This window comes from Knoellia sp. 3-2P3 (assembly GCF_029223115.1).
Taxonomy (GTDB): Bacteria; Actinomycetota; Actinomycetes; order Actinomycetales; family Dermatophilaceae; genus Pedococcus_A.
The window spans coordinates 140,056-159,797 of record NZ_JARGZE010000003.1; the positions used below are offsets into that span (position 1 = coordinate 140,056).

A 19,742-nucleotide genomic window follows, 5' to 3' on the forward strand; every position below is an offset into this window, starting at 1 on the left:
GGGGGGCAGCCTACTGACTGCTCCCAACCCTGCCCGCGGGACCTCACGGAAGCGTCCGGAGCACCTCGTGGATCGCCCTCGCGGCCGGCGCGGCCGTCTCACCTCCGGTGCCTCCCTGCGACACGACCACGGCCACGGCATACCTCGGTTTGTCGGCGGGGGCGTAGGAGACGAACCACGAGGTGTCCTGTGACCCGTAGACCTCCGCCGTGCCGGTCTTCCCGGCCACCGGCCAGGCCCGGAGCGGGAAGCCGGCGAAGGCTCCCTTGGCGGTGCCCTCGGTGACGACCCCTTCGAGGGAGTCCTGCAGGAAGGACACCATCGCTGGGCTCAGCCCCACCGACCCGTCCCGGTGGGGCCCGATCCGCTCCTCCGCTCCCCCACCGGGTGCGACGAACGCCTGCGCCACCTGCGGCCTCCACAGCGTCCCGCCGTTGGCGATGGCGGCGTAGGCCCGCGCCATCTGCAGCGGTGTGACGGCGATGTCGCCCTGGCCGATCGAGAAGTTGGCGGCGTCGCCGGCCCGGAACTGGAACCCGCTCTGGCAGTTCTCCTTCGCCAGCGAGGTCAGGTAGGCCGCCCGCGCACCATCCGTGGCGGCGACCTCCGGGTAGCCGGTGCGGGCCCGCCTGCAGGTGTCGACGCGGGTGTCCTCCCACGTCCGCCGCTTCCACTCCCGACTCGGGATGCGCCCCGACTGCTCCCCCGGCAGGTCGACCCCGGTGGGCGCGCCGAGACCGAACTGTCGAGCGGTGCGCACGAACGGGTCTCGTGCGTCACTGCTCGCCTGGAGACCACCCTGGGCCTGCCACGAGCGGTAGGCGAAGTCGTAGAAGACGGTGTCGCACGAGACGACCATCGCCTTCCGCAGCGAGATCGGCCCGTAGCCCCGCGACTCGAAGTTGCGGAACGCCCGGTTGCCGATCCGGTAGCTCGACGCGCAGTCGTAGGTGCCGCCGAGCGGGTTGCCCGCCGCGACTGCCGCCGGCAGCGAGATCGCCTTGAACGTCGAGGCCGGCGCGAAGCCCGCCGCCGTCACCCGCGAGACCAGTGGCGTCCCGGCGTCGGTTCCGGTGAGCGCTGCGAGCTCGCGCTCGGTGATGCCCCCCGTCCAGACGGTGGGGTCGTATGCCGGGTGGCTGGCTGCCGCGACCACGCCGCCATTGGTCACGTCGAGGACGACCGCCGCTCCGGCGTCGGCCTTCCAGCCGCGAGCGCGGGCTCTCGTCACTGCGTCCGCGAGAGCGCGCTCCGCGGCGCCCTGCACGCGCAGGTCGAGGTGAGTCAGCACGTCGCGGCCCGGCACGGCGGGCTCGGCGGACAGGGTGCTCGTCACCACCCCGCGCGGGTCGATGGCGACGGTGGTGCGTGCGGGCGTGCCGCGCAGCACGCCGTCGTACTGCTGCTCCAGCCCCGACCGGCCGACCATGTCGGTGTCACCGACCCGGCCTCGTCCCGCCTTGACGTCGTCGGCGCTCGCGCGGGCGAGGTAGCCCAGCACGTGCGCGGCCTCGGCGCGGCCGCGGGCCGGGTAGTCGCGCACCGGCCGGGCCTGGACGGCGACGCCCGGGAACTCGCCCTTCCGCTCGAGCAGGCTCAGGGCGCGGACCGGGTCGACGCCGGCGGCGAGGGCAACGGGCTGGAAGGGCGACCCGCCCCAGCACACCGGCGGAGGCGGGGCACCCCGGGTGCCGCAGTCGCGCGTCCGCCCCCACAGCTGGTCGAACGGCCGCCCGATGGCCTCAGCGACCTTGCGCAGCAACGCTTCTCCGCCGTCATCAGCCTCGAGCAGCGCCTTGCGTTCGACCGTCACGACAGCCTCGGAGGTGTTGTCGACCAGCGGTGTGCCGTTGCGGTCGAGGATGCGTCCGCGCACTGCGGGCTCGGTGACGACCCGGGTGTTCACGGTCGCGGCCGCGACCGTGTAGTGCTCGTGCTCGGCCAGCTGCACCTGGCCGAGCCGGCCGACCAGGGTGCCCATCAGCGAGAGCACCACCAGGCCGAACACCCAGGTGCGCTGCGTGACGTCGCGCCTCACGCCAGGTGCCGCCGCACGAGGGCGCGCTCCGCGTGCACCAGGAGCGGGACCGCGGCGAGGGCCACGGCCAGGGTGAGGGCCAGGCGCAGCGCGAGCTCGCCCAGCGACACCGGCGCCGAGGACAGCACCGCCAGCACGGCCCGACCCAGGGCGACCGCGCCCGCCGCGGCGAGGACCACGACGGCGACCCAGGCCATCGGCGTCTCCCCCTCGCGACGGCCGGCGCCGGCGACGAGCCCGCCGACGGCATACAGGAGGGCGGCCGAGCCGAGCACCGGCGAGCCCGGGGGCATCAGGTCGACCACCCAGCCGGCCCCGAGCCCCAGCAGGGCGCCGCGCGACGGTCCGGCGAGCAGCGCGCCGGCCACCACGACCGGCAGCACCAGGTCGGGCGCCGTGGTGACGCCGCGCGCCCCCAGGGTGACCATGACGAGGGCGGCCAGCACCAGGGCCACGCCTCGGAGCAGGCCCAGCGCCGACAGCCCGCGGATCACCCCGAGCCCCCCTGCACCGGGGCCCGCGGGCTCGTGCGGGGCGCGGACAGCAGCACGCCCACGATGTCGAGGGAGGTGACGTCGACCGACGGCGTCACCGCGCCGGTGGCGGCGAACCTGCCCCCGGCGGTGTCGACCTCGGTGACCCGTCCCACCGGGATGCCGGCCACGAACGGGCGCCCTCCCACGCTGCCCATCGTCCTCACCGCGTCGCCGACCTGCAGGGTGCCGCGCTCGACGAGCTCGAGGCCGAGCCGACCCGCCGGGCGGGGCTGGGCGCCGGCCGGCCCGGTGGCACCGGTCAGTGAGCCCAAGGTGCCTGCGCTCCCCACGCGCACCCCCACGGCGAGGTCGGCGCTGCCCACGAGGAGCACGTCCGCGGTCCACGGGCCGGCGGAGACCACCCGGCCGACGAGTCCCTGGGCGTTGACGACGGTGAGGTCGGGGCTGATGCCGTCACGCGACCCGATGTCGATGGTGACCTGCTCCGGGCCGGAGGCACCCTGGGCGCCCACCGCCACCACCCGCGCAGGCACGAACCGCGCTCCACTCGCACCCGGCGCGTCGAGCAGCTCGCGAAGCTGGCGCGCCTCCTCGAGCCCGCGCCCCAGCTCGGCGGCCTCGAACCCCATCCGCTCCCGGCCGGCAGCCGCGTCGTCGACGCCGAGCGCCCCGGACCCCCCACGGCCCGCCAGCCGCTCGAGCGGGCCGAGCACCGCGGCCCCGGCCCCGCGCACGTGGGTGGCAGCCGGCCACTCGCCCACGTCGGCGACGACGACCGCAAGGGTCGCGGCAACGAGGACCAGCAGGAGCCGGCGGCGGGAGGGGCGTCGGCGCATCGTCTCAGTAGCGTCGGCTGTCGATGAGCACGCGCTCCAGCGTGGCGAACTCCTCGACGCAGCGACCCGAGCCGAGCACCACCGAGCGCAGCGGGTCGTCGGCCACCCTCACCGGCACTCCGAGCTCGTGGCGCAGCCGCTCGTCGAGACCGCGCAGCAGGGCACCCCCGCCGGTGAGCGTGATCCCGCCCACGAGGACGTCGCCCGCAAGCTCCGGCGGGCACACGTCGAGCGTGGCACGCACCAGCTCGACGATCTGCAGCACAGGGCCCTCGATGGCGCGGCGCACCTCCTGGCTCGAGACCGTCACGGTCTTGGGCAGGCCGGTCACCAGGTCGCGGCCGCGGACCCGGGTGCTGGTCTCCTGGCGCAGCGGGAACGCCGAGCCGGCCTGCACCTTGATGTCCTCGGCGCTGCGCTCGCCGAGCAGCAGCGAGTACTCGCCCTTGACGTGCGCGATGACCGCCTCGTCGATCTCGTCGCCGCCCACCCGCAGCGAGCGCGAGGTGACGATGCCGCCGAGGCTGATGACGGCCACGTCGGTCGTGCCGCCGCCGATGTCGACCACCATGGACGCCGCCGTCTCGTTGACGGGCAGGCCGGCACCGATGGCGGCGGCCATGGGCTCCTCGATGACGTAGACCCGTCGCGCACCGGAGCGGACCGCCGCGTCCTCCAGCGCCCGACGCTCGACCCCTGTCACCTCGCTGGGCACGCACACGACCATGCGTGGTCGCACGAGGCGGGACGGGCGCACCTGGTCGACGAAGTAGCGCAGCATGCGCTCGGTGATGTCGGCGTCAGAGATCACCCCGTCGCTCAGCGGCCGCACGGCCCGGACGTGCCCCGGGGTGCGCCCGATCATCTCCTTGGCGCGCGTGCCGGCGGCCAGCAGCCGCGACGTGCCGGCCTCCACGGCGACCACCGACGGCTCGTCCAGGACGACGCCCCGGCCCCTCTCGTAGACGAGGGTGTTGGCGGTGCCGAGGTCGATCGCGAGGTCCCTGCCCAGCGTCATCCACCCCCGCACCCCACTCACGGGGGCGATGCTACGGGTGCCCCGCACGACCAGACGGGAGCCGCGACGTCGTGTCGCGGCTCCCGTCCTCGAGCGTCGTGACCGGAGCCGTGTCGGCACCGGTCGCGGGACGAGGTCAACCCTCGCGCGGCACCTCGCCCCGCCAGGCGCCCGTGGGTTGCGGCCAGCGCTACTGCGGGCCATGCACGCGGCGAGCGCGACGCCGGGGCACCCAGGGGTGGGCCGTTGGCCTCTGGGAACCCGGGTCCCGGCGCTGCGACGGTGCTGGTGGGACCACCGCGGGGGTGGCCGCCACCGAAGGAGGGACAGTGAGCGAGAGACTCGACGGACGCGTCGCCATCGTCACCGGCGCGGCGTCCGGCATCGGCAGGGCGATCGCCCTGCGCATGGCGGCCGAGGGCGCGGTCGTCATCGCCGCGGACCGCAATGCCGAGCGGCTCGATGAGCTCAAGGGTGAGGACACCATGCCCGGCCAGGTGGTCCGGGTGACCTGCGACCTGGCGACCCCGGAAGGGGTCGAGGCCGTGGTCACAGCCGCCGGGGCCCACGGTGGTGCGGACGTCCTCGTCAACAACGCGGGGATCATGGACTGGTTCCTGCCCGCCGCCGACCTCGACGACGAGACCTGGGAGCGGGTGCTCTCGGTCAACGTCACGGCCCCCATGCGGCTCATGCGCGCGGTGCTCCCCGGGATGCTCGAGCAGGGCCGGGGCTCGATCGTCAACATCGCCTCGATCGCCGCGATCACCGGTGGGGCGGCCGGCCTGGCCTACACCGCCTCCAAGCACGCGCTGGTCGGCATGACCCGCAACACGGCCTTCTTCTACGGCCCGCAGGGTGTGCGCACCAACGCCATCTGCCCGGGCGGGGTCGAGACCCACATCGCCGAGGGTGGCGCCGTGCCGCGCGTCCCGTGGTCGTTCGAACGCCTGCAGGTCGGCTTCGGTCGAGCCCAACGGCAGGCCCAGCCCGACGAGATCGCCTCGCTGGTCCTCTGGCTGGCCAGCGACGAGGCGGTCAACGTCAACGGAGCCATCATCCCGAGCGACGGGGGCTGGACCGCGGCCTAGCCTCGAAGGGCTGGGCCGCGGCCCAGGCCCCGCCGGGTGGGACGGTCAGGCCGCGAGCGCGGCATCCACGGTCGTGTTCGCGGTCGCCCGCTCGGGCATCGCCCGGAGGCTGCGCCGCAGCCGCCAGGCGGCGAAGACGGCCAGCGCGCTGATCGCCACGTGCAGGCCGATGAACAGCGACCCCAGCCCGGCTCCGAGCACGACCCCGGCCACCAGCGGCCCGACCGCGGACACGCCGGTCTGCAGCGCGGTGAAGATGCCGAGGGTCGTGCCGACCATGCCCTGCGGCGCGAGGCTGGCCGTGAGCGGGTTGAGCACGGGCGCGTACATCGTCTCGCCGACCGCGAACACGCCGAACGTCGTGACGAACAGCGCGGCAGCCAGGGCCGGAGCCTGCGAGGCGGCCGCGAGCAGCAGCCACGACAGCGTCCAGATCGCGGCCACGCCCATGAGCAGGCTGGCGGCGCTGCGCTGGGCCGTCAGGCGGACGACGACCATCTGCAGCGCGATGATGACGACGCAGTTGACCGCGGCGGCGATCCCGATGACCGTCTCCTCGACGTGGAGCACGGTGAGGGCGTAGGCCGGCAGCCCGCTCTCGAACTGGGCGTAGAAGCCGAGTGCGAGCGTGACGGTGACCAGCGCGGTCCACCGCAGCGCAGGGTTCGCCCAGATCAGGCGCAGCGCGGTGCGGGCAGCGACCCGCCCAGAGGCCTCTGCCGCAGCCTCGACCCCCAGCTGCTCATCGGTCACCGCAGGGGCGCCGCGACCGGCGAGCAGGATCAGGAGCGCGGAGACCACGAACCCGGCCGCCGCAGTGGTGAACGCCGGCCACATGCCGTCCGTGCGGTCGAGGTCGACCATGTAGCCGGCGGCGAATGCGCCGACCGCCATGCCCAGGGCCTGGCCGGTGAACTGCCAGGCGAAGACGCGGCGGCGGTCGGCTCCCCCGCCGACCCAGCGCAGGACCAGCACGGTCTGTGCCGGAGCCGCTGCCGTGATGCCCACGCCGAAGACGAACATGCCGAGCAGGAAGGTGGCCGGCGAACCGGCGACCACCAGGCCGAGGGCACCCAGGGCGGCCACCCCCTTGGCACCCACGGCGACGGCGACCGGGTTGACCCGGTCGGCCAGCCGGCCACCTACGGGTGCCGACAGCAGTGCGCCGATGGAGAACAGGCTGGATGCGGCAGCAGCCGCAAGGCTCCCCCAGCCACGGGTGTTCGCGGCGTAGGCGTACTGGTAGGGAAGGACGGTGCCCCAGCCGAGCATGGCGACGGCGGAGGCGAGGATGAGCAGACGGGCGCGCACGGGTATCGGTCGTTTCAGAGTTCGAAGTGGAATAATTCGAGATGCAAGATTTCGATTTCGAAATACTAGCATGACAGGATGGGCGCATGCCTGCCAAGAAGACCGCGTCGCAGTCGGCCCAGCGGCAGTACCAGGCGGCCGTGCGCGCCTACGTGGCCGCCGGTGGTGACGAGTCGGTGCAGCGGGTCATCACGGCCGTCTACGGCCTGACCCGCAAGCTCGACAAGTGGTACGGCCGCCAGCTGGCCGACCTCGGCCTGAGCCACGGCGAGTGGGCCGTCCTCGCCCACCTCGCCAAGGCCGGCGACTCCCCGGTGACCCCCAGCCAGCTCGCCGACGTCACCAGCTGCGCGGCATCGTCGATGACCCACCGGCTCGACCGGATGGCCGAGCGGGGCTGGGTGCGGCGTGAGCCCGACCCGGCGAACCGCACCCGGGTGCTCGTCACCCTCGACACCGGGGGGTGGGAGCTGTTCACCGCCGCCGTCCGTGAGGCGAACGTCGTCGAGTCCGACACCCTGGCCGGACTCACCAAGGCCCAGCGCGAGACGCTCGCCTCCCTGCTCGAGGTGGTCATCGGCGGCCTCGACGACCTCGAGACCGCCTGACCGGCCTCAGCAGGAACGGGCAGGGCCGGCCCGCTCAGGGCCGCAACGCGAAGGCCCCGACCACCACGTGGTCGGGGCCTTCGCGGCATACGGTCGGTCAGAGCTTGGGGAACCAGATCGCGATCTCGCGAGCCGCGGACTCCGGCGAGTCCGAGCCGTGGACGATGTTCTCCTGGACCTTCCTGCCCCAGTCGCGGCCGAGGTCGCCCCGGATCGTGCCGGGCAGCGCCACGGTCGGGTCGGTGGCCCCGGCGAGCGCGCGGAAGCCCTCGATGCAGCGGTTGCCCTCGATGACGACGGCGGCGACGTTGCCGCTCGACATGAACTCGACCAGCGGCTCGTAGAACGGCTTGCCCTCGTGCTCGGCGTAGTGGGCGGCCAGCATCTCGCGCGTCGGCGTCAGCACGTCGAGGGCGACCAGGGCGTAGCCCTTGGCCTCGATGCGGCGGAGCACCTCGCCGGTGAGGCCGCGGGAGAAACCGTCGGGCTTGACCAGGACAAGGGAGCGTTCAGTCTGAGCAGTCACGGCGGTCAGCCTACCGACGGCGGTCGCGCGGACCCGCCGTGGGCCTGTGCCCTCCGCTGGGCCTGCAGCGCGTCGATCTTGCTGCCCTGCACCATGCACAGCACCCACAGGGCCAGGAAGATCAGCCCCACGATGAGCATGGCCGGCACGACGAGCGCGCTGAGCAGCGTGAGGGCCTGCACGACCCACCCCAGCGTCACCCCCCAGGGCCGTCGCACCAGGCCGGCGGCCACGAGGCACAGCACCGCCAGTGCCGAACCCGTCGCCAGCCAGGCACCGCCACTGTCGTCCCCACCGGCTGACGACATGGCCCGGGCCACGAGGGCGCCGAAGAACACGATGATCGACTCGCCGGCGAGCACCGTGGCGAGCATCCGCCAGCTGAACGTGCCGAGCGTGCCGTAGAAGGTCAGGTGTCTCACGGCTTGCGCTGCCAGCTGCGGACGTCGATCGCCTGCTTCGCCTGCGCGAGCGAGGCGTTGGTGGCGTCGCGGTAGATCTTGATGGCGTTGATGGTCTTGCCCTCACTGAGCGCGTGGTCGATCGACTCCTGCACCCGTGGCGGCAGGTCGCTGACCGGCACGGGCGGCATCGGGTCCTCGGGCACCTGTCGGTCACGGAACTTGGTGACCAGCCAGAAAACCAGCACGACCAGCGCCAGGATCAGCAGCAGCTTGGTGAACGGGTGCATGCCCCAACCGTATGCCGTGCGCGCGGGCCGCGCGCACCTCGCCCGGGCAGGTGCCTGATTGGATGAGGTCGTGGACGGACCCGTCATCACCACCCGCCAGCTGCGCCGCACCGTGCTGCTGGTGGCTGCCCTCAACCTCGCCTACTTCTTCGTCGAGGTCGGCGTGGCGCTGGCGATCGGCTCGGTCTCACTCTTCGCCGACAGCGTCGACTTCCTCGAGGACACCGCGGTCAACCTGCTCATCGCGCTGGCCCTCGGGCTGAGCGCGCACCGCCGGGCTCTGATGGGCAAGGCGATGGCGCTCATCATCCTGGTCCCGGCGCTGGCGGCGCTGTGGCAGGCGGTGGCGAAGTTCTCCGACCCCAGCCCCCCGGACCCGCTCTCCCTCGCGGTCACGGCAGGCGGCGCGATCATGGTCAACACCGTCTGCGCACTGCTCCTGGCCCGGATGCGCGCGCACGGCAGCAGCATGTCCCACGCGGCCTACCTCGCGGCCCGCAACGACGTCATCGCGAACGCCCTGATCATCGTGGTCGCCGGCCTCACGGTGTGGACGCTCTCGGGCTGGCCCGACATCGTCCTGGGCCTCGTGATCGTGGCGCTCAACGGCACCGCGGCCAAGGAGGTCTGGGAGCTCGCCGAGGAGGAGCGGCTGGCGGCCAAGGCCCTGGCCGGAGAGGAGCTCGACCCGTGAGGGCCCTCGTCTACACCGACCACGGCTCCCCGCCGAGGGTCGTCGAGGCGTCCGAGCCGGCATGCCCCGAGGACGGCGTCGTCATCGCGGTGCGCGCCACCGGGGTGTGCCGCTCGGACTGGCACGCGTGGAAGGGCCACGACCCGGTCGCCCTCCCCCACACGCCCGGCCACGAGTTCGCCGGGGTCGTCGGCGAGGTGGGCTCACGGGTCAGCCGGTGGGGCGTCGGCGACCGGGTCACCGTCCCGTTCGTCTGCGGCTGCGGCACCTGCGACTGGTGCGCCGCCGGTGAGGCGCAGGTCTGCCCGAACCAGACCCAGCCCGGCTTCACCGGTCCCGGGTCCTTCGCCGAGCGGGTCGCGGTGCACGCTGCCGACCTCAACCTCGTGCTGCTGCCGGACTCCGTCGACTTCGTCACGGCAGCCTCCCTCGGCTGCCGGTTCGCCACGGCCTTCCGCGCGCTCACCGTCCACGGGCGAGTGGGCCACGGGGACTGGCTGGCGGTGCACGGCTGCGGTGGCGTCGGCCTCTCGGCGGTGATGATCGGTGCCGCTCTCGGTGCCCGGGTCATCGCCGTCGACGTCTCCCCCGCCGCCCTCGAGCGCGCCCGGGCCGTCGGCGCCGAGCTGGTGGTCGACGCCCGTGAGCGCGCCGACGTGGCGGAGCGGGTGCGGGAGGCCACCCGCGGCGGAGCGCACGTCTCGCTCGACGCCCTCGGCGCCCCGGAGACCGCCGTGGCCTCGGTGCTCAGCCTCCGGCGGCGGGGACGCCACGTGCAGGTCGGCCTTCTGCTGGGCGACGCGGCGACGCCGCCGCTGCCGATGGACCGGGTGGTCGCGCACGAGCTGGAGGTCTACGGCTCCCACGGCATGGCGGCGCACGAGTACCCCGCCATGCTGGCGATGGTCGAGGACGGCCGGCTCCAGCCCCACCTGCTCGTCGGAGACGTCATCGACCTCGACCAGGCCGGCGAGGCACTGGCAGCGATGGACCGACCGCGCGCCGGGGCCGGCATGACGGTCGTCAGTCTTCCTGCATGATCGCCTTCTCACGCCCGGGCCCTTCGGACCATGTCCGGCCGCGGCCGCCGGGCGTACGGTCGACCTGAGGAGCCCCCGCTCGAAAGGGCCCCACACGGGAAGGCAGGAGTCATGGGCCAGAGGTCCAAGCCCACGCACGCGGCCAAGAAGCCGGGCAAGTCGATCAAGGAGCGACGGGCGGAGAAGCGGGCCAAGGCCGACTTCACGTCCACCCACCTCGACATCCACGAGCTCGCGAAGCACCGCTGACCGCGGGGGCGTACCGTCAGGGGGTGAGGCCACCCAGGCCTCCAGCCAGGGAGCAGCCATGAGTGACAAGTCGCCCCGTTCGCACATGTCCAAGAAGGCAGGCAAGTCCATCAAGGAGAAACGCGCCGAGAAGCACGCCAAGGCCGACGCCAAGGCGCCGCACCACCTCGACATCCACGACCTGGGCAAGAAGCGGTGACATCAGGGCGGCCACGACCGGTGGCCGCCCTGACCCGACTCACACCTCGGTGGTGCCCAGCAGCATGCGGACCTCTGCGGCGGTGGTCACCGAGCCGGTGGCCACCACTCCCCCGCCGACTCCGCCCTCGTCGGCGAGGCCTGCGGCGGTGTCGAGCGCGTCCGGGAGCTGATGGACCACGGTCACGCGGTCCTCGCCGAAGATGTCCGCGGCGAGCTCGCCGAGGTCCTCGGGCCGCATGGCCCGCGGCGACGTCGTCGAGGTGATGACGACGTGGTCGAACACGGGCTCGAGCACTTCGAGCATCTCGGTGGCCGGCTTGTCCTTGAGGATCGCGACGACCCCGACGAGACGGGCGAAGTTGAACGAGTCCTCGAGCGCGGTGCGCAGGGCCAGCGCACCCGCCGTGTTGTGGGCGGCGTCCACGATGACCGTGGGCGACCGCCGCACGATCTCGAGGCGCCCCGGCGAGGCGACCGCGGCCAGGCCGGCACGCACGACCTCCGGGTCGAGGCGCTGCTCCCCGCCGCCGAGGAAGGCCTCGACCGCGGCCAGCGCCAGCACCGCGTTGTGGGCCTGGTGCGCGCCGTGCAGCGGCAGGAACAGGTCGGTGTAGTCGCCGGCCATGCCGCGCACGGAGATCTGCTGCCCGCCCACCCCGACCTCGCGGGTGAGGAGACCGAAGTCGTTGCCCTCGAACGCGATCCGCGCGCCCACCTCCGTGGCGCGGTCGAGCAGCACCTGCGCGACCTCGGGCTCCTGCACGGCGACGACGGCCACCGCGTCGGACTTGATGATCCCGGACTTCTCCGCCGCGATCTCCTCGAGCGTGGTGCCCAGGAAGTGCTGGTGGTCGAGTGCCACCGGGGTCACCACGGCGACCGAGCCGTCGGCGACGTTGGTGGCGTCCCAGCCGCCGCCCATGCCCACCTCCACGATGGCGACGTCGACAGGGGCGTCGGCGAACGCGGCATACGCGACCGCCACGAGCACCTCGAAGAAGGTCATGAGGGGGCCGCCCTCGGAGGCCGACCGGGCGTCGACCATCTCGATGAACGGCAGCACGTCGTCGTAGGCCGCGAGGAACTTCTCCTCGGCGATCGGCTCACCCGACAGCGCGATCCGCTCCCGCACGGTGTGCAGGTGCGGCGAGGTGAACCGGCCCGTGCGCAGGCCCAGCTCGCGCAGCAGCGACTCGATGATGCGCGTCGTCGACGTCTTGCCGTTGGTGCCGGTCAGGTGGATGACCGGGTAGCTGCGCTGGGGGTCGCCGAGCAGCTCCATCACCGCGGCGATGCGGTCGAGGCTGGGCTCGAGGTCGTGCTCCGGCGCGCGGGCGAGGATCGCCTCCTCGGCCAGGCGCATCCGCCTCCGGACCTCGAGGTTGTGCGCGGCGGCCTGCTGGGCGGCGTCGGGGCGACCCGAGCGGTTCGTGCCCGCCATCAGAGCTTCATCACCTTGATGCGCACGGCCTGGCCGTCACCGACCGTGGCCTCGACCACGTCGGCCCGCTGCGGCAGGGCCTCGAGCTGCGGGGCGGACCCGAACTGCGAGGCGAGCGTCTCCTCGACGATGAGCGACTGGTGGGCCACCGTCGCCTCCCACACGTCCTGGTCACCCGTGACGGTGAGGCTGATCCGGTCGCTGACCTCGAGGCCGGCGTCGCGGCGGGCCTGCTGCACGGCACGGACGATGTCGCGGGCCAGGCCCTCCTGGGCCAGCTCCGGCGTCACCTCGGTGTCGAGGACGACGAAGCCGCCGCCGGGCAGCATCGCCGTGGCGCGCGAGCCTCCGGCCGCGGACTGGTCGACGACCGTCTCGATGGCGTACTCGCCCTCCTGCAGCGCCAGGCCACCGGCCACCACGGTGCCGTCCTCGGCCACCGACCAGTCACCGCTCTTGCTGCCCTTGATGGCCTGCTGCACGTCGCGGCCCAAGCGCGGCCCGGCGGCGCGGGCGTTGACGGTCAGCCTCTGCGAGACGCCGAAGTCGGCCTGGCTGGCCTCCGTCACGTCGCGCAGGGTGACGGTGCGGACGTTGACCTCGTCGGCGACGATCGCGCCGAAGTCCTTCAACGACGCGGCGTCCTGTACCACGACGGTGAGGTCGCGCAGCGGCAGGCGCACGCGCAGGCTGTTGGCCTTGCGCAGCGACGACGCCGTCGAGCAGACCTCGCGCGCGGTGTCCATGGCCGCCACCAGGGCGTGGTCGCTCGGCAGGTCCGAGGCGTCGGGCCAGTCGGTGAGGTGCACCGACCGGCCGCCCGTCAGGCCGCGCCAGATCTCCTCGGTGGTCAGCGGCAGCAGCGGGGCCGCCACCCGGCAGACGACCTCGAGGGCCGTGTAGAGGGTGTCGAACGCCGCCCCCGAGACCGACGAGTCGGCGCCGGCGGTGTCCCAGAACCGGTCCCGGCTGCGCCGGATGTACCAGTTGGTGAGGACGTCGAGGAAGGTGCGGGTCGAGTCGCAGGCACCGGCGATGTCGTAGGCCTCGAGCTGGGTCTGCGCCTGCTCGACGAACTCGCGCAGCTTGGCCAGCAGGTAGCGGTCGAGCACGTCGGTCGACCCGGTGGACCACTTCGCCTCGTAGCCCTTCCCGCCGTTCGCGGCGTTGGCGTAGAGGCTGAAGAAGTACCAGGAGTTCCACAGCGGGATCAGCACCTGGCGCACGCCGTCGCGGATGCCCTGCTCGGTGACGACGAGGTTGCCGCCGCGCAGGATCGGCGAGCTCATGAGGAACCAGCGCATCGCGTCGGCGCCGTCACGGTCGAACACCTCGCGCACGTCGGGGTAGTTCTTCAGCGACTTCGACATCTTCTGCCCGTCGGAGCCCAGCACGATGCCGTGGCTGACGCAGGAGGAGAAGGCGGGCCGGTCGAACAGCGCCGTGGCCAGGATGTGCAGCGTGTAGAACCAGCCGCGGGTCTGGCCGATGTACTCGACGATGAAGTCGCCCGGGAAGTGGTGCTCGAACCACTCGGCGTTCTCGAACGGGTAGTGCACCTGGGCGAACGACATCGACCCCGAGTCGAACCACACGTCGAGCACGTCCTCGACCCGGCGCATGGTGGAGTTGCCGGTCGGGTCGTCCGGGTTGGGGCGGGTGAGCCGGTCGATGAACGGCCGGTGCAGGTCCTCGACCTCGACGCCGAAGTCGCGCTCGAGCTCCTCGAAGCTCCCGTAGACGTCGATGCGCGGGTACTCCGGGTTGTCCGACTTCCACACGGGAATCGGGCTGCCCCAGAAGCGGTTTCGCGAGATCGACCAGTCGCGGGCGTTCTCGAGCCACTTGCCGAACTGGCCGTGCTTGACGTGCTCGGGCACCCACGTGATCTGGTCGTTGAGCTCGAGCATGCGGTCCTTGAACTTCGTCACCTCGACGAACCAGGACGAGACCGCCATGTAGATCAGCGGCTGCCGGCAGCGCCAGCAGTGCGGGTAGGAGTGCGCGTAGGACTCGCGGCGCAGCAGCACCGTGCCCGGGGTCACCGCGCCGTGGTCGCCCGTGCCACGGGTGGCCGCCTTGAGGTCGTCGATGATGAGCGCGTTGGCGTCGAAGACCTGCACGCCCTCGTAGTCGATGACCGGGTAGGCGAACTTGCCGTCGGCGCCGACGGGCACGACGGGCTTGATGCCCTCGCGGTCGGTCGTGACCTTGTCCTCCTCGCCGAAGGCGCCGGCGTTGTGGACCAGGCCGGTGCCGTCGGTGGTGGTCACGTAGTCGTCGGCCACGATGCGGTGGGCGCCCCGGTGCCCCTTGAAGTAGGAGAACGGCGGCGTGTAGGACCGGCCCACGAGGTCGGATCCCTTGAGCCGCTCGACGATGCGCGACTCCAGCGCCTCCGGGCTGTCGCCGCCGAGCTCGCGGGCGTAGGCCGGGAGCCGGGCCTCCGCGAGGACGTAGCGCTCCGTCGTGCCGGTGAAGTCCGACTCCACGACGACGTAGTCGATGTCCGGGCCGACCACCACGAGCAGGTTGGACGGCAGGGTCCAGGGCGTGGTCGTCCAGATGAGGGCCAGTTCGCCGGTCTCGAGGCGCAGGCCGACCGTGACCGAGGGGTCCTGGCGCACCTGGTAGACCTCGTCGTCCATGCGCAGCTCGTGGTTGCTCAGCGGCGTCTGGTCGTTCCAGCAGTAGGGCAGCACCCGGAAGCCCTCGTAGACCAGGCCCTTGTCGTAGAGCTGCTTGAACGCCCAGATGACGCTCTCCATGTACTGCGGGTTCAGCGTCTTGTAGTCGTTGTCGAAGTCGACCCAGCGCGCCTGCCGGGTGACGTACTCGCGCCACTCGTCGGTGTACTTCAGCACCGAGCTGCGGCACTTGGCGTTGAAGTCCTCGATGCCGAGCTCGAGGATCTCGTCCTTGGTCTTGATGCCGAGCTGGCTCATCGCCTCGAGCTCGGCGGGCAGGCCGTGGGTGTCCCAGCCGAAACGCCGCTCGACGCGCCTGCCCCGCATGGTCTGGTAGCGCGGGACGACGTCCTTGACGTAGCCGGTCAGCAGGTGGCCGTAGTGCGGCAGGCCGTTGGCGAAGGGCGGGCCGTCGTAGAAGACGAACTCGTTGGCGCCGTTCTCGCCCATCTCGCGGTTCGCCACGGACGCCTGGAAGGTGCCGTCCTCGTCCCAGTACTTGAGGATGCGCTCCTCGATCTCCGGGAACCTCGGGCTCGCGGGGACGCTGGTGCTGGTCGGGTCGCTGGAGACCTTCGGGTAGGTCATTCGGCAGGTCCTTCGTCGCTCGTGTCGCTTCGACTTCCCACGAGGACGACGTCGCCGGGTCCTTCCCCGGCGGCACCGCGGTACCACCTCGCTTGCCGTACGCGCCGGAGGTGCCCCGACGGCATACGACCGCTCTGGTCCAGGCTGTGACGGGCCCTCCCGTCCGGTTCTACTGAGCACCCGCCCACCGGGCAGGTGGGTGCCGTTCTTCCGGAGGCTCGCCGGTGATGGCCGGGTCGACGCCGTTGGGACGCATTCTAGCGGCGCCTAGGGTGGGACCGTGACCACGATTCCCGCCGCCATCGCCGCCCGTGTCGTGACCGATCCCGACGTCAAGGCCACGTATGCCGTGGACGAGTCTGTGGGCGCGGTGCCGCCGGGCGACTTCGAGGTGGTGCGGGCCCGCGACCTCGCCGACGTGGTCGAGGTGATGCGGCACGCGCACGAGACGCGGACGCCGGTGGTGCCGCAGGGTGCCCGCAGCTCGCTCACCGGTGGTTCGGTGGCCATCGAGGGCGGCATCGTGCTCAACGTCGAGGCGCTCGACACGGTCAGCGAGGTCGACCCGCTCGAGGGGCTGGCCGTGGCCGGGCCCGGCGTCGTCAACGCCGACCTGAAGGCCGCCGTCGCCGAGCAGGGCCTGTTCTACCCGCCGGACCCGGCGTCGTCTGCCTTCTGCACGATCGGCGGCAACGTCGCCACCAACGCCGGCGGGCTGTGCTGCGTGAAGTACGGCGTGACGGCCGACTACGTCCGCGGGCTGCAGGTGGTGCTGCCCGGCGGCGAGGTCATCCGCACCGGGCACCGCACCGCCAAGGGCGTGGCCGGCCTGAACCTCACCGGGCTCTTCGTCGGCTCCGAGGGCACCCTGGGCGTCGTGACCGAGGTGGTGGCCAGGGTCGTGCCGGCCCCCGACCCGGCGCTGACCGTGCTGGGCACGTTCGACTCCCTGGAGGACGCGAGCACCGCGATCGCCGCCCTGCGCCGCGAGCGCCACGTGCCGAGCCTCGTCGAGCTCATGGACCGCGCCTCGATCACCGCCGTCCAGGCCCTCGCCGACTACGGCTACCCGGGCGACTGCGAGGCGGCGCTCATCGTGCAGTCCGACCGGCCCGGCCACACCGCCGAGGACGTCGCGCTCTACGCCGAGATCCTCGAGAAGGCCGGGGCCACCGAGGTGGCCGTCGCCGACGACGTGCAGGAGGCCGACCTGCTGCTCGCGGGTCGCCGTGCGCTCAGCCCGGCGCTGGAGGCCAAGGGCCCCCGCTTTCTCGAGGACGTCTGCGTGCCCGTGGGCCGGCTCACCGACCTCATCCGGGCCGGCCAGCGGATCGCCGCCCGCCGGGGGCTCGAGATCACCATGTCGGGGCACGCCGGCGACGGCAACCTGCACCCCAGCATCTTCTTCGACGACAAGGACGAGGCCAGCCGCGAGAACGCCGAGGGCGCCTTCGGCGAGCTGGTCGCGACGGCGCTGGAGTTCGGCGGCACCATCACCGGCGAGCACGGCGTCGGGTCGCTCAAGGCCAAGTGGCTCGCCCAGGAGCTCGGCGAGCGCGAGCTCGAGCGCCAGCGCGCGGTCAAGGCGCTGTTCGACCCCCGCGGGATCATGAACCCCGGCCGCGTCTACTGGTCCTGACCACGACGAGCGCGCGCGCGGCGGGCCTTGTCGGCAGCGTCGACAGCCAGCACGAGCGGGGGCGCGGCCAAGGCCACCGCCCAACCGGCGGCAGGCGGGGCCGCCTGACCCAGCACCCCGGCGACGGCAGGAACCAGGAGCACGGCGAAGGAGAAGGCGAGCTCCGCGACCCCGGCCGGAAGCAGCAGGCGGTTGGTCGTCCAACCGAGCGCGCCCGGCCACCGGGTCGAGCTCCGGCAGGCGAACACGTTGGCCTTCTGGCCGAAGACGACGGTCATGAACGCCGCGCCCGAGGCCGCGAGCAACGCATCGCCGGTCGGGAACGTCTCTCCGGGACTCCACCCCGCGGCCGCCATCGACACCAGGAACGCGACCATCGACAGCGCCGCGATGAGTGGCCCCAGAAGGCCGAACGCCCGCCGCAGCACCGTCCCGTTCATGAGCCGTCCGGACACGGGCGGCCTGTCCAGCAGGTGACGAGCCGGCGGCTCGGCCCCCAGCGCGACTGCCGAGAGGGTGTCGGTCCCGATGTCGATCGCCAGGATCTGGAGGACGCCCAGTGCCAGCGGGAACGACCCCCCGGAGAGCGCCCACACCACGAACGGCGTCAGCTCGGCGACGTTGTCGGTCAGGTGGTAGGTGAGGAAGCGTCGGACGTTGACATAGGTCGCCCGGCCCTGCTCGATGCCCGCGACGATGCTCGAGAACGCGTCGTCGAGCAGCACGAGGTCGGCCGCCTCGCGGGCCACGTCGGTGCCGGAGCGGCCCATCGCCACACCGATGTCGGCCTCGTGCAGGGCGGGCGCGTCGTTCACGCCGTCTCCGGTCATCGCCACCACGTGGCCCCGGGAGCGCAGGGCCCGCGCGATGCGCAGCTTGTCCTCGGGCGAGACGCGGGCCACCACGATGCCGTCGTGGTCGAGCACCGCGGCCAGGACGCGGTCGTTCGCGGGCAGGTCGGCGCCGACGAGCACCGGGTCACCGGGGCGGCGCAGGCCCACCTGGTCGGCAATCGCGGCCGCGGTGGCCGGGTGGTCGCCCGTCACCATGGCCACGGCGACACCGGCGGTCCGGCAGGTCGCCAGCGCCTCGGGCACGTCGTCCCGGGGCGGGTCCTCCAGGGCCACGAGGCCCAGCAGGTGCAGCTGGCCCTCCACCTCGTCGGGTGTGCGGGCGACCTCGGCCGCGGCGGTCCCGGCGGCCAGCGCCAGCACCCGCAGACCGCGCGCCGTCATCGCCTCCACCTCCGCGCGCCCCACGTCGCCGTCGGCGCACAGCGGCAGGACGGTGTCGGGCGCCCCCTTGACGACCACGTCGCCGTCGAACACCACCGCCATGCGGCGCCGGCGCGGGTCGAAGGGGAAGCGCATCACCGAGTGGTGGCGGTGACGGTCGTCGTCGGTGTCGACGCCCACGCGCCGGGCGAAGACGTCGAGGGCCGCCTCCATGGGGTCCCCGTGGGCCTGCCAGCCCGCCGCCGTGTGGACGGCGTACCCGGTCGAGCACCGCATCCCGGCCAGGGCGAGGGCGAGGCAGGCGTCGTGCGCGGCCGGGGCAGACCACGCCAGCTCGGCGGCGGGCTCGTACCCGGCACCGTCCACGGCGACCCCACCCGACGGGGTCCAGGCCTCGACGACGGCCATCCGGTTCTGGGTCAGGGTGCCGGTCTTGTCGGTGCAGATGAAGTCGGTCGACCCGAGCGTCTCGACCGCGTCGAGGTTGCGCACGAGAATCTGGCGCCGCGCCATCTGCTCGGAGCCCCACGCCAGCGACAGGGTCACCGTCGGCAGCAGCGCCTCGGGCACCAGGGCGACGGTGACCCCGATGGCGAAGATGAAGCCGTCGCGCAGCGGGTTGCCGACCAGGAGCGAGACCGCGAAGAAGAGCCCGCCCACGCCGAGGGCGATGACGGCGATCAGCCGCACGACGGCCTGCAGCTCCCGGGTCAGCGGGGTGACGGGCTTCGGGGAGGCGGTCGTGAGCCGGGCGATCCGGGCCAGGCGGGTCTGCTCCCCGGTGGCCACCACGACGGCACGGGCCTCGCCCTCCACGGCGAACGTCCCGGCATACAGCGCCTCGTCCCTGCCCACCGAGGCCGCCTCGCTCTCGCCGGTGAGCATGGAGGTGTCGACGAGCAGGCGGTTGGCCATGGTGACGGTGGCGTCGGCCGGCACCCGGTCGCCGCTCTCGAGCAGCAGCAGGTCGCCCACGACGACGTCCTCGGCCTCGATGATCCGGCGCCGACCGTCGCGCCGGACGGTCACCCGGGTCGGCAGCATGGCTCGCAGCCGCTCGGCCGCCCGGTCCGCCCGGGCCCGCTGGGCGAAGGCGAAGAGGGCGTTCAGCACGATGACGGCGGCGATGGCCACCCCGAGCTCGGGCAGCCCGGCGAGCAGGGCGAGCCCGGCAGCCACCCACAGCATGAGCGCGAAGAAGTGGGTCAGCTCCTGGGCGAGACGCCGCGCGACCGACGGTCGCCGCGGCTGGGGTAGCAGGTTCGGGCCATGGGCGGCGCGCCGAGCAGCCGCCTCCGCCGAGCTGAGGCCGGTCGCGGTGGCTACGGCCATGGGCGCCCCTTCCGCTCTCG

The 19,742-nt window shown here is 72.9% G+C and carries 18 protein-coding genes; 7 read left to right on the plus strand and 11 right to left on the minus strand.

Features of this window, described 5'->3' with window-relative positions:
- Positions 1 to 43 precede the first annotated feature (43 nt).
- From mrdA to P0Y31_RS10840, 4 genes are read right to left on the minus strand one after another with little or no spacing between them, the layout of a single operon-like run.
- Positions 44 to 2,038, minus strand: coding sequence for a penicillin-binding protein 2 (gene mrdA / locus P0Y31_RS10825; protein ID WP_275869240.1), 1,995 nt, complete (start codon positions 2,036 to 2,038; stop codon positions 44 to 46).
- Entirely contained in the window at positions 2,035 to 2,532 is a 498-nt protein-coding gene (locus P0Y31_RS10830; protein WP_275869242.1) for a rod shape-determining protein MreD, read from the minus strand. The genes mrdA and P0Y31_RS10830 overlap by 4 nt, the downstream gene beginning before the upstream one ends.
- Positions 2,529 to 3,371: a rod shape-determining protein MreC gene (mreC, locus tag P0Y31_RS10835; RefSeq protein WP_275869244.1), complete on the minus strand. Its 843-nt coding sequence runs from the start codon at positions 3,369 to 3,371 to the stop codon at positions 2,529 to 2,531. Before mreC ends, P0Y31_RS10830 begins: the two co-directional genes overlap by 4 nt.
- A gap of 4 nt (positions 3,372 to 3,375) precedes the next feature.
- The gene (locus tag P0Y31_RS10840; protein WP_275869824.1) at positions 3,376 to 4,389 is read right to left on the minus strand and encodes a rod shape-determining protein; all 1,014 of its coding nucleotides are present in this window, start codon (positions 4,387 to 4,389) and stop codon (positions 3,376 to 3,378) included.
- A gap of 329 nt (positions 4,390 to 4,718) precedes the next feature.
- Here P0Y31_RS10840 and P0Y31_RS10845 point away from each other — a divergent pair, with 329 nt between their 5' ends.
- On the plus strand, positions 4,719 to 5,480 hold the full coding sequence (locus P0Y31_RS10845) for an SDR family oxidoreductase (RefSeq protein WP_275869246.1): 762 nt from the start codon (positions 4,719 to 4,721) through the stop codon (positions 5,478 to 5,480).
- 45 nt (positions 5,481 to 5,525) lie between these two features.
- Here the strand turns inward: P0Y31_RS10845 and P0Y31_RS10850 are convergent, their stop codons facing one another.
- The gene (locus P0Y31_RS10850; RefSeq protein ID WP_275869248.1) at positions 5,526 to 6,791 is read right to left on the minus strand and encodes an MFS transporter; all 1,266 of its coding nucleotides are present in this window, start codon (positions 6,789 to 6,791) and stop codon (positions 5,526 to 5,528) included.
- A gap of 86 nt (positions 6,792 to 6,877) precedes the next feature.
- Between P0Y31_RS10850 and P0Y31_RS10855 the strand changes: the two genes are divergently transcribed.
- Entirely contained in the window at positions 6,878 to 7,399 is a 522-nt protein-coding gene (locus P0Y31_RS10855) for a MarR family transcriptional regulator (RefSeq protein WP_275869250.1), read from the plus strand.
- Positions 7,400 to 7,496: 97 nt separating this feature from the next.
- Here the strand turns inward: P0Y31_RS10855 and ndk are convergent, their stop codons facing one another.
- The 3 genes from ndk to P0Y31_RS10870 are packed head-to-tail and all read right to left on the minus strand — an operon-like array spanning position 7,497 to position 8,616.
- On the minus strand, positions 7,497 to 7,925 hold the full coding sequence (gene ndk, locus P0Y31_RS10860; protein ID WP_275869251.1) for a nucleoside-diphosphate kinase: 429 nt from the start codon (positions 7,923 to 7,925) through the stop codon (positions 7,497 to 7,499).
- A gap of 5 nt (positions 7,926 to 7,930) precedes the next feature.
- Entirely contained in the window at positions 7,931 to 8,347 is a 417-nt protein-coding gene (locus P0Y31_RS10865; RefSeq protein WP_275869253.1) for a DUF4233 domain-containing protein, read from the minus strand.
- Complete coding sequence (locus tag P0Y31_RS10870; protein WP_275869255.1) at positions 8,344 to 8,616, minus strand: hypothetical protein; 273 nt, start codon at positions 8,614 to 8,616, stop codon at positions 8,344 to 8,346. Before P0Y31_RS10870 ends, P0Y31_RS10865 begins: the two co-directional genes overlap by 4 nt.
- Before the next feature lie 70 nt (positions 8,617 to 8,686).
- On the opposite strand from P0Y31_RS10870, the gene P0Y31_RS10875 reads away from it, so the two are divergent.
- The 4 genes from P0Y31_RS10875 to P0Y31_RS10890 all read left to right on the plus strand — a co-directional run bounded on the left by P0Y31_RS10875 (position 8,687) and on the right by P0Y31_RS10890 (position 10,798).
- Positions 8,687 to 9,310, plus strand: a complete 624-nt coding sequence (locus P0Y31_RS10875) for a cation transporter (RefSeq protein ID WP_275869257.1) — start codon at positions 8,687 to 8,689, stop codon at positions 9,308 to 9,310.
- A complete protein-coding gene (locus P0Y31_RS10880; protein ID WP_275869259.1) occupies positions 9,307 to 10,350 on the plus strand; it encodes a zinc-dependent alcohol dehydrogenase family protein in 1,044 nt (347 codons plus the stop codon). Before P0Y31_RS10875 ends, P0Y31_RS10880 begins: the two co-directional genes overlap by 4 nt.
- Positions 10,351 to 10,461: 111 nt before the next feature.
- Positions 10,462 to 10,599 carry a hypothetical protein gene (locus P0Y31_RS10885; RefSeq protein WP_275869261.1) on the plus strand — a complete coding sequence of 46 codons (138 nt, stop codon included), beginning with the start codon at positions 10,462 to 10,464 and terminating at the stop codon, positions 10,597 to 10,599.
- A gap of 58 nt (positions 10,600 to 10,657) precedes the next feature.
- Positions 10,658 to 10,798 carry a hypothetical protein gene (locus P0Y31_RS10890; protein WP_275869263.1) on the plus strand — a complete coding sequence of 47 codons (141 nt, stop codon included), beginning with the start codon at positions 10,658 to 10,660 and terminating at the stop codon, positions 10,796 to 10,798.
- A gap of 39 nt (positions 10,799 to 10,837) precedes the next feature.
- On the opposite strand, the gene P0Y31_RS10895 is transcribed toward P0Y31_RS10890, so the two are convergent.
- Positions 10,838 to 12,241, minus strand: a complete 1,404-nt coding sequence (locus P0Y31_RS10895) for a folylpolyglutamate synthase/dihydrofolate synthase family protein (protein WP_275869265.1) — start codon at positions 12,239 to 12,241, stop codon at positions 10,838 to 10,840.
- The gene (ileS, locus tag P0Y31_RS10900; protein WP_275869267.1) at positions 12,241 to 15,516 is read right to left on the minus strand and encodes an isoleucine--tRNA ligase; all 3,276 of its coding nucleotides are present in this window, start codon (positions 15,514 to 15,516) and stop codon (positions 12,241 to 12,243) included. Before ileS ends, P0Y31_RS10895 begins: the two co-directional genes overlap by 1 nt.
- 280 nt (positions 15,517 to 15,796) lie before the next feature.
- On the opposite strand from ileS, the gene P0Y31_RS10905 reads away from it, so the two are divergent.
- Entirely contained in the window at positions 15,797 to 17,155 is a 1,359-nt protein-coding gene (locus P0Y31_RS10905; protein WP_275869269.1) for an FAD-linked oxidase C-terminal domain-containing protein, read from the plus strand.
- Here the strand turns inward: P0Y31_RS10905 and P0Y31_RS10910 are convergent.
- Positions 17,143 to 19,722, minus strand: a complete 2,580-nt coding sequence (locus tag P0Y31_RS10910; RefSeq protein WP_275869271.1) for a cation-transporting P-type ATPase — start codon at positions 19,720 to 19,722, stop codon at positions 17,143 to 17,145. The genes P0Y31_RS10905 and P0Y31_RS10910 overlap by 13 nt on opposite strands.
- Positions 19,723 to 19,742: the final 20 nt, after the last annotated feature.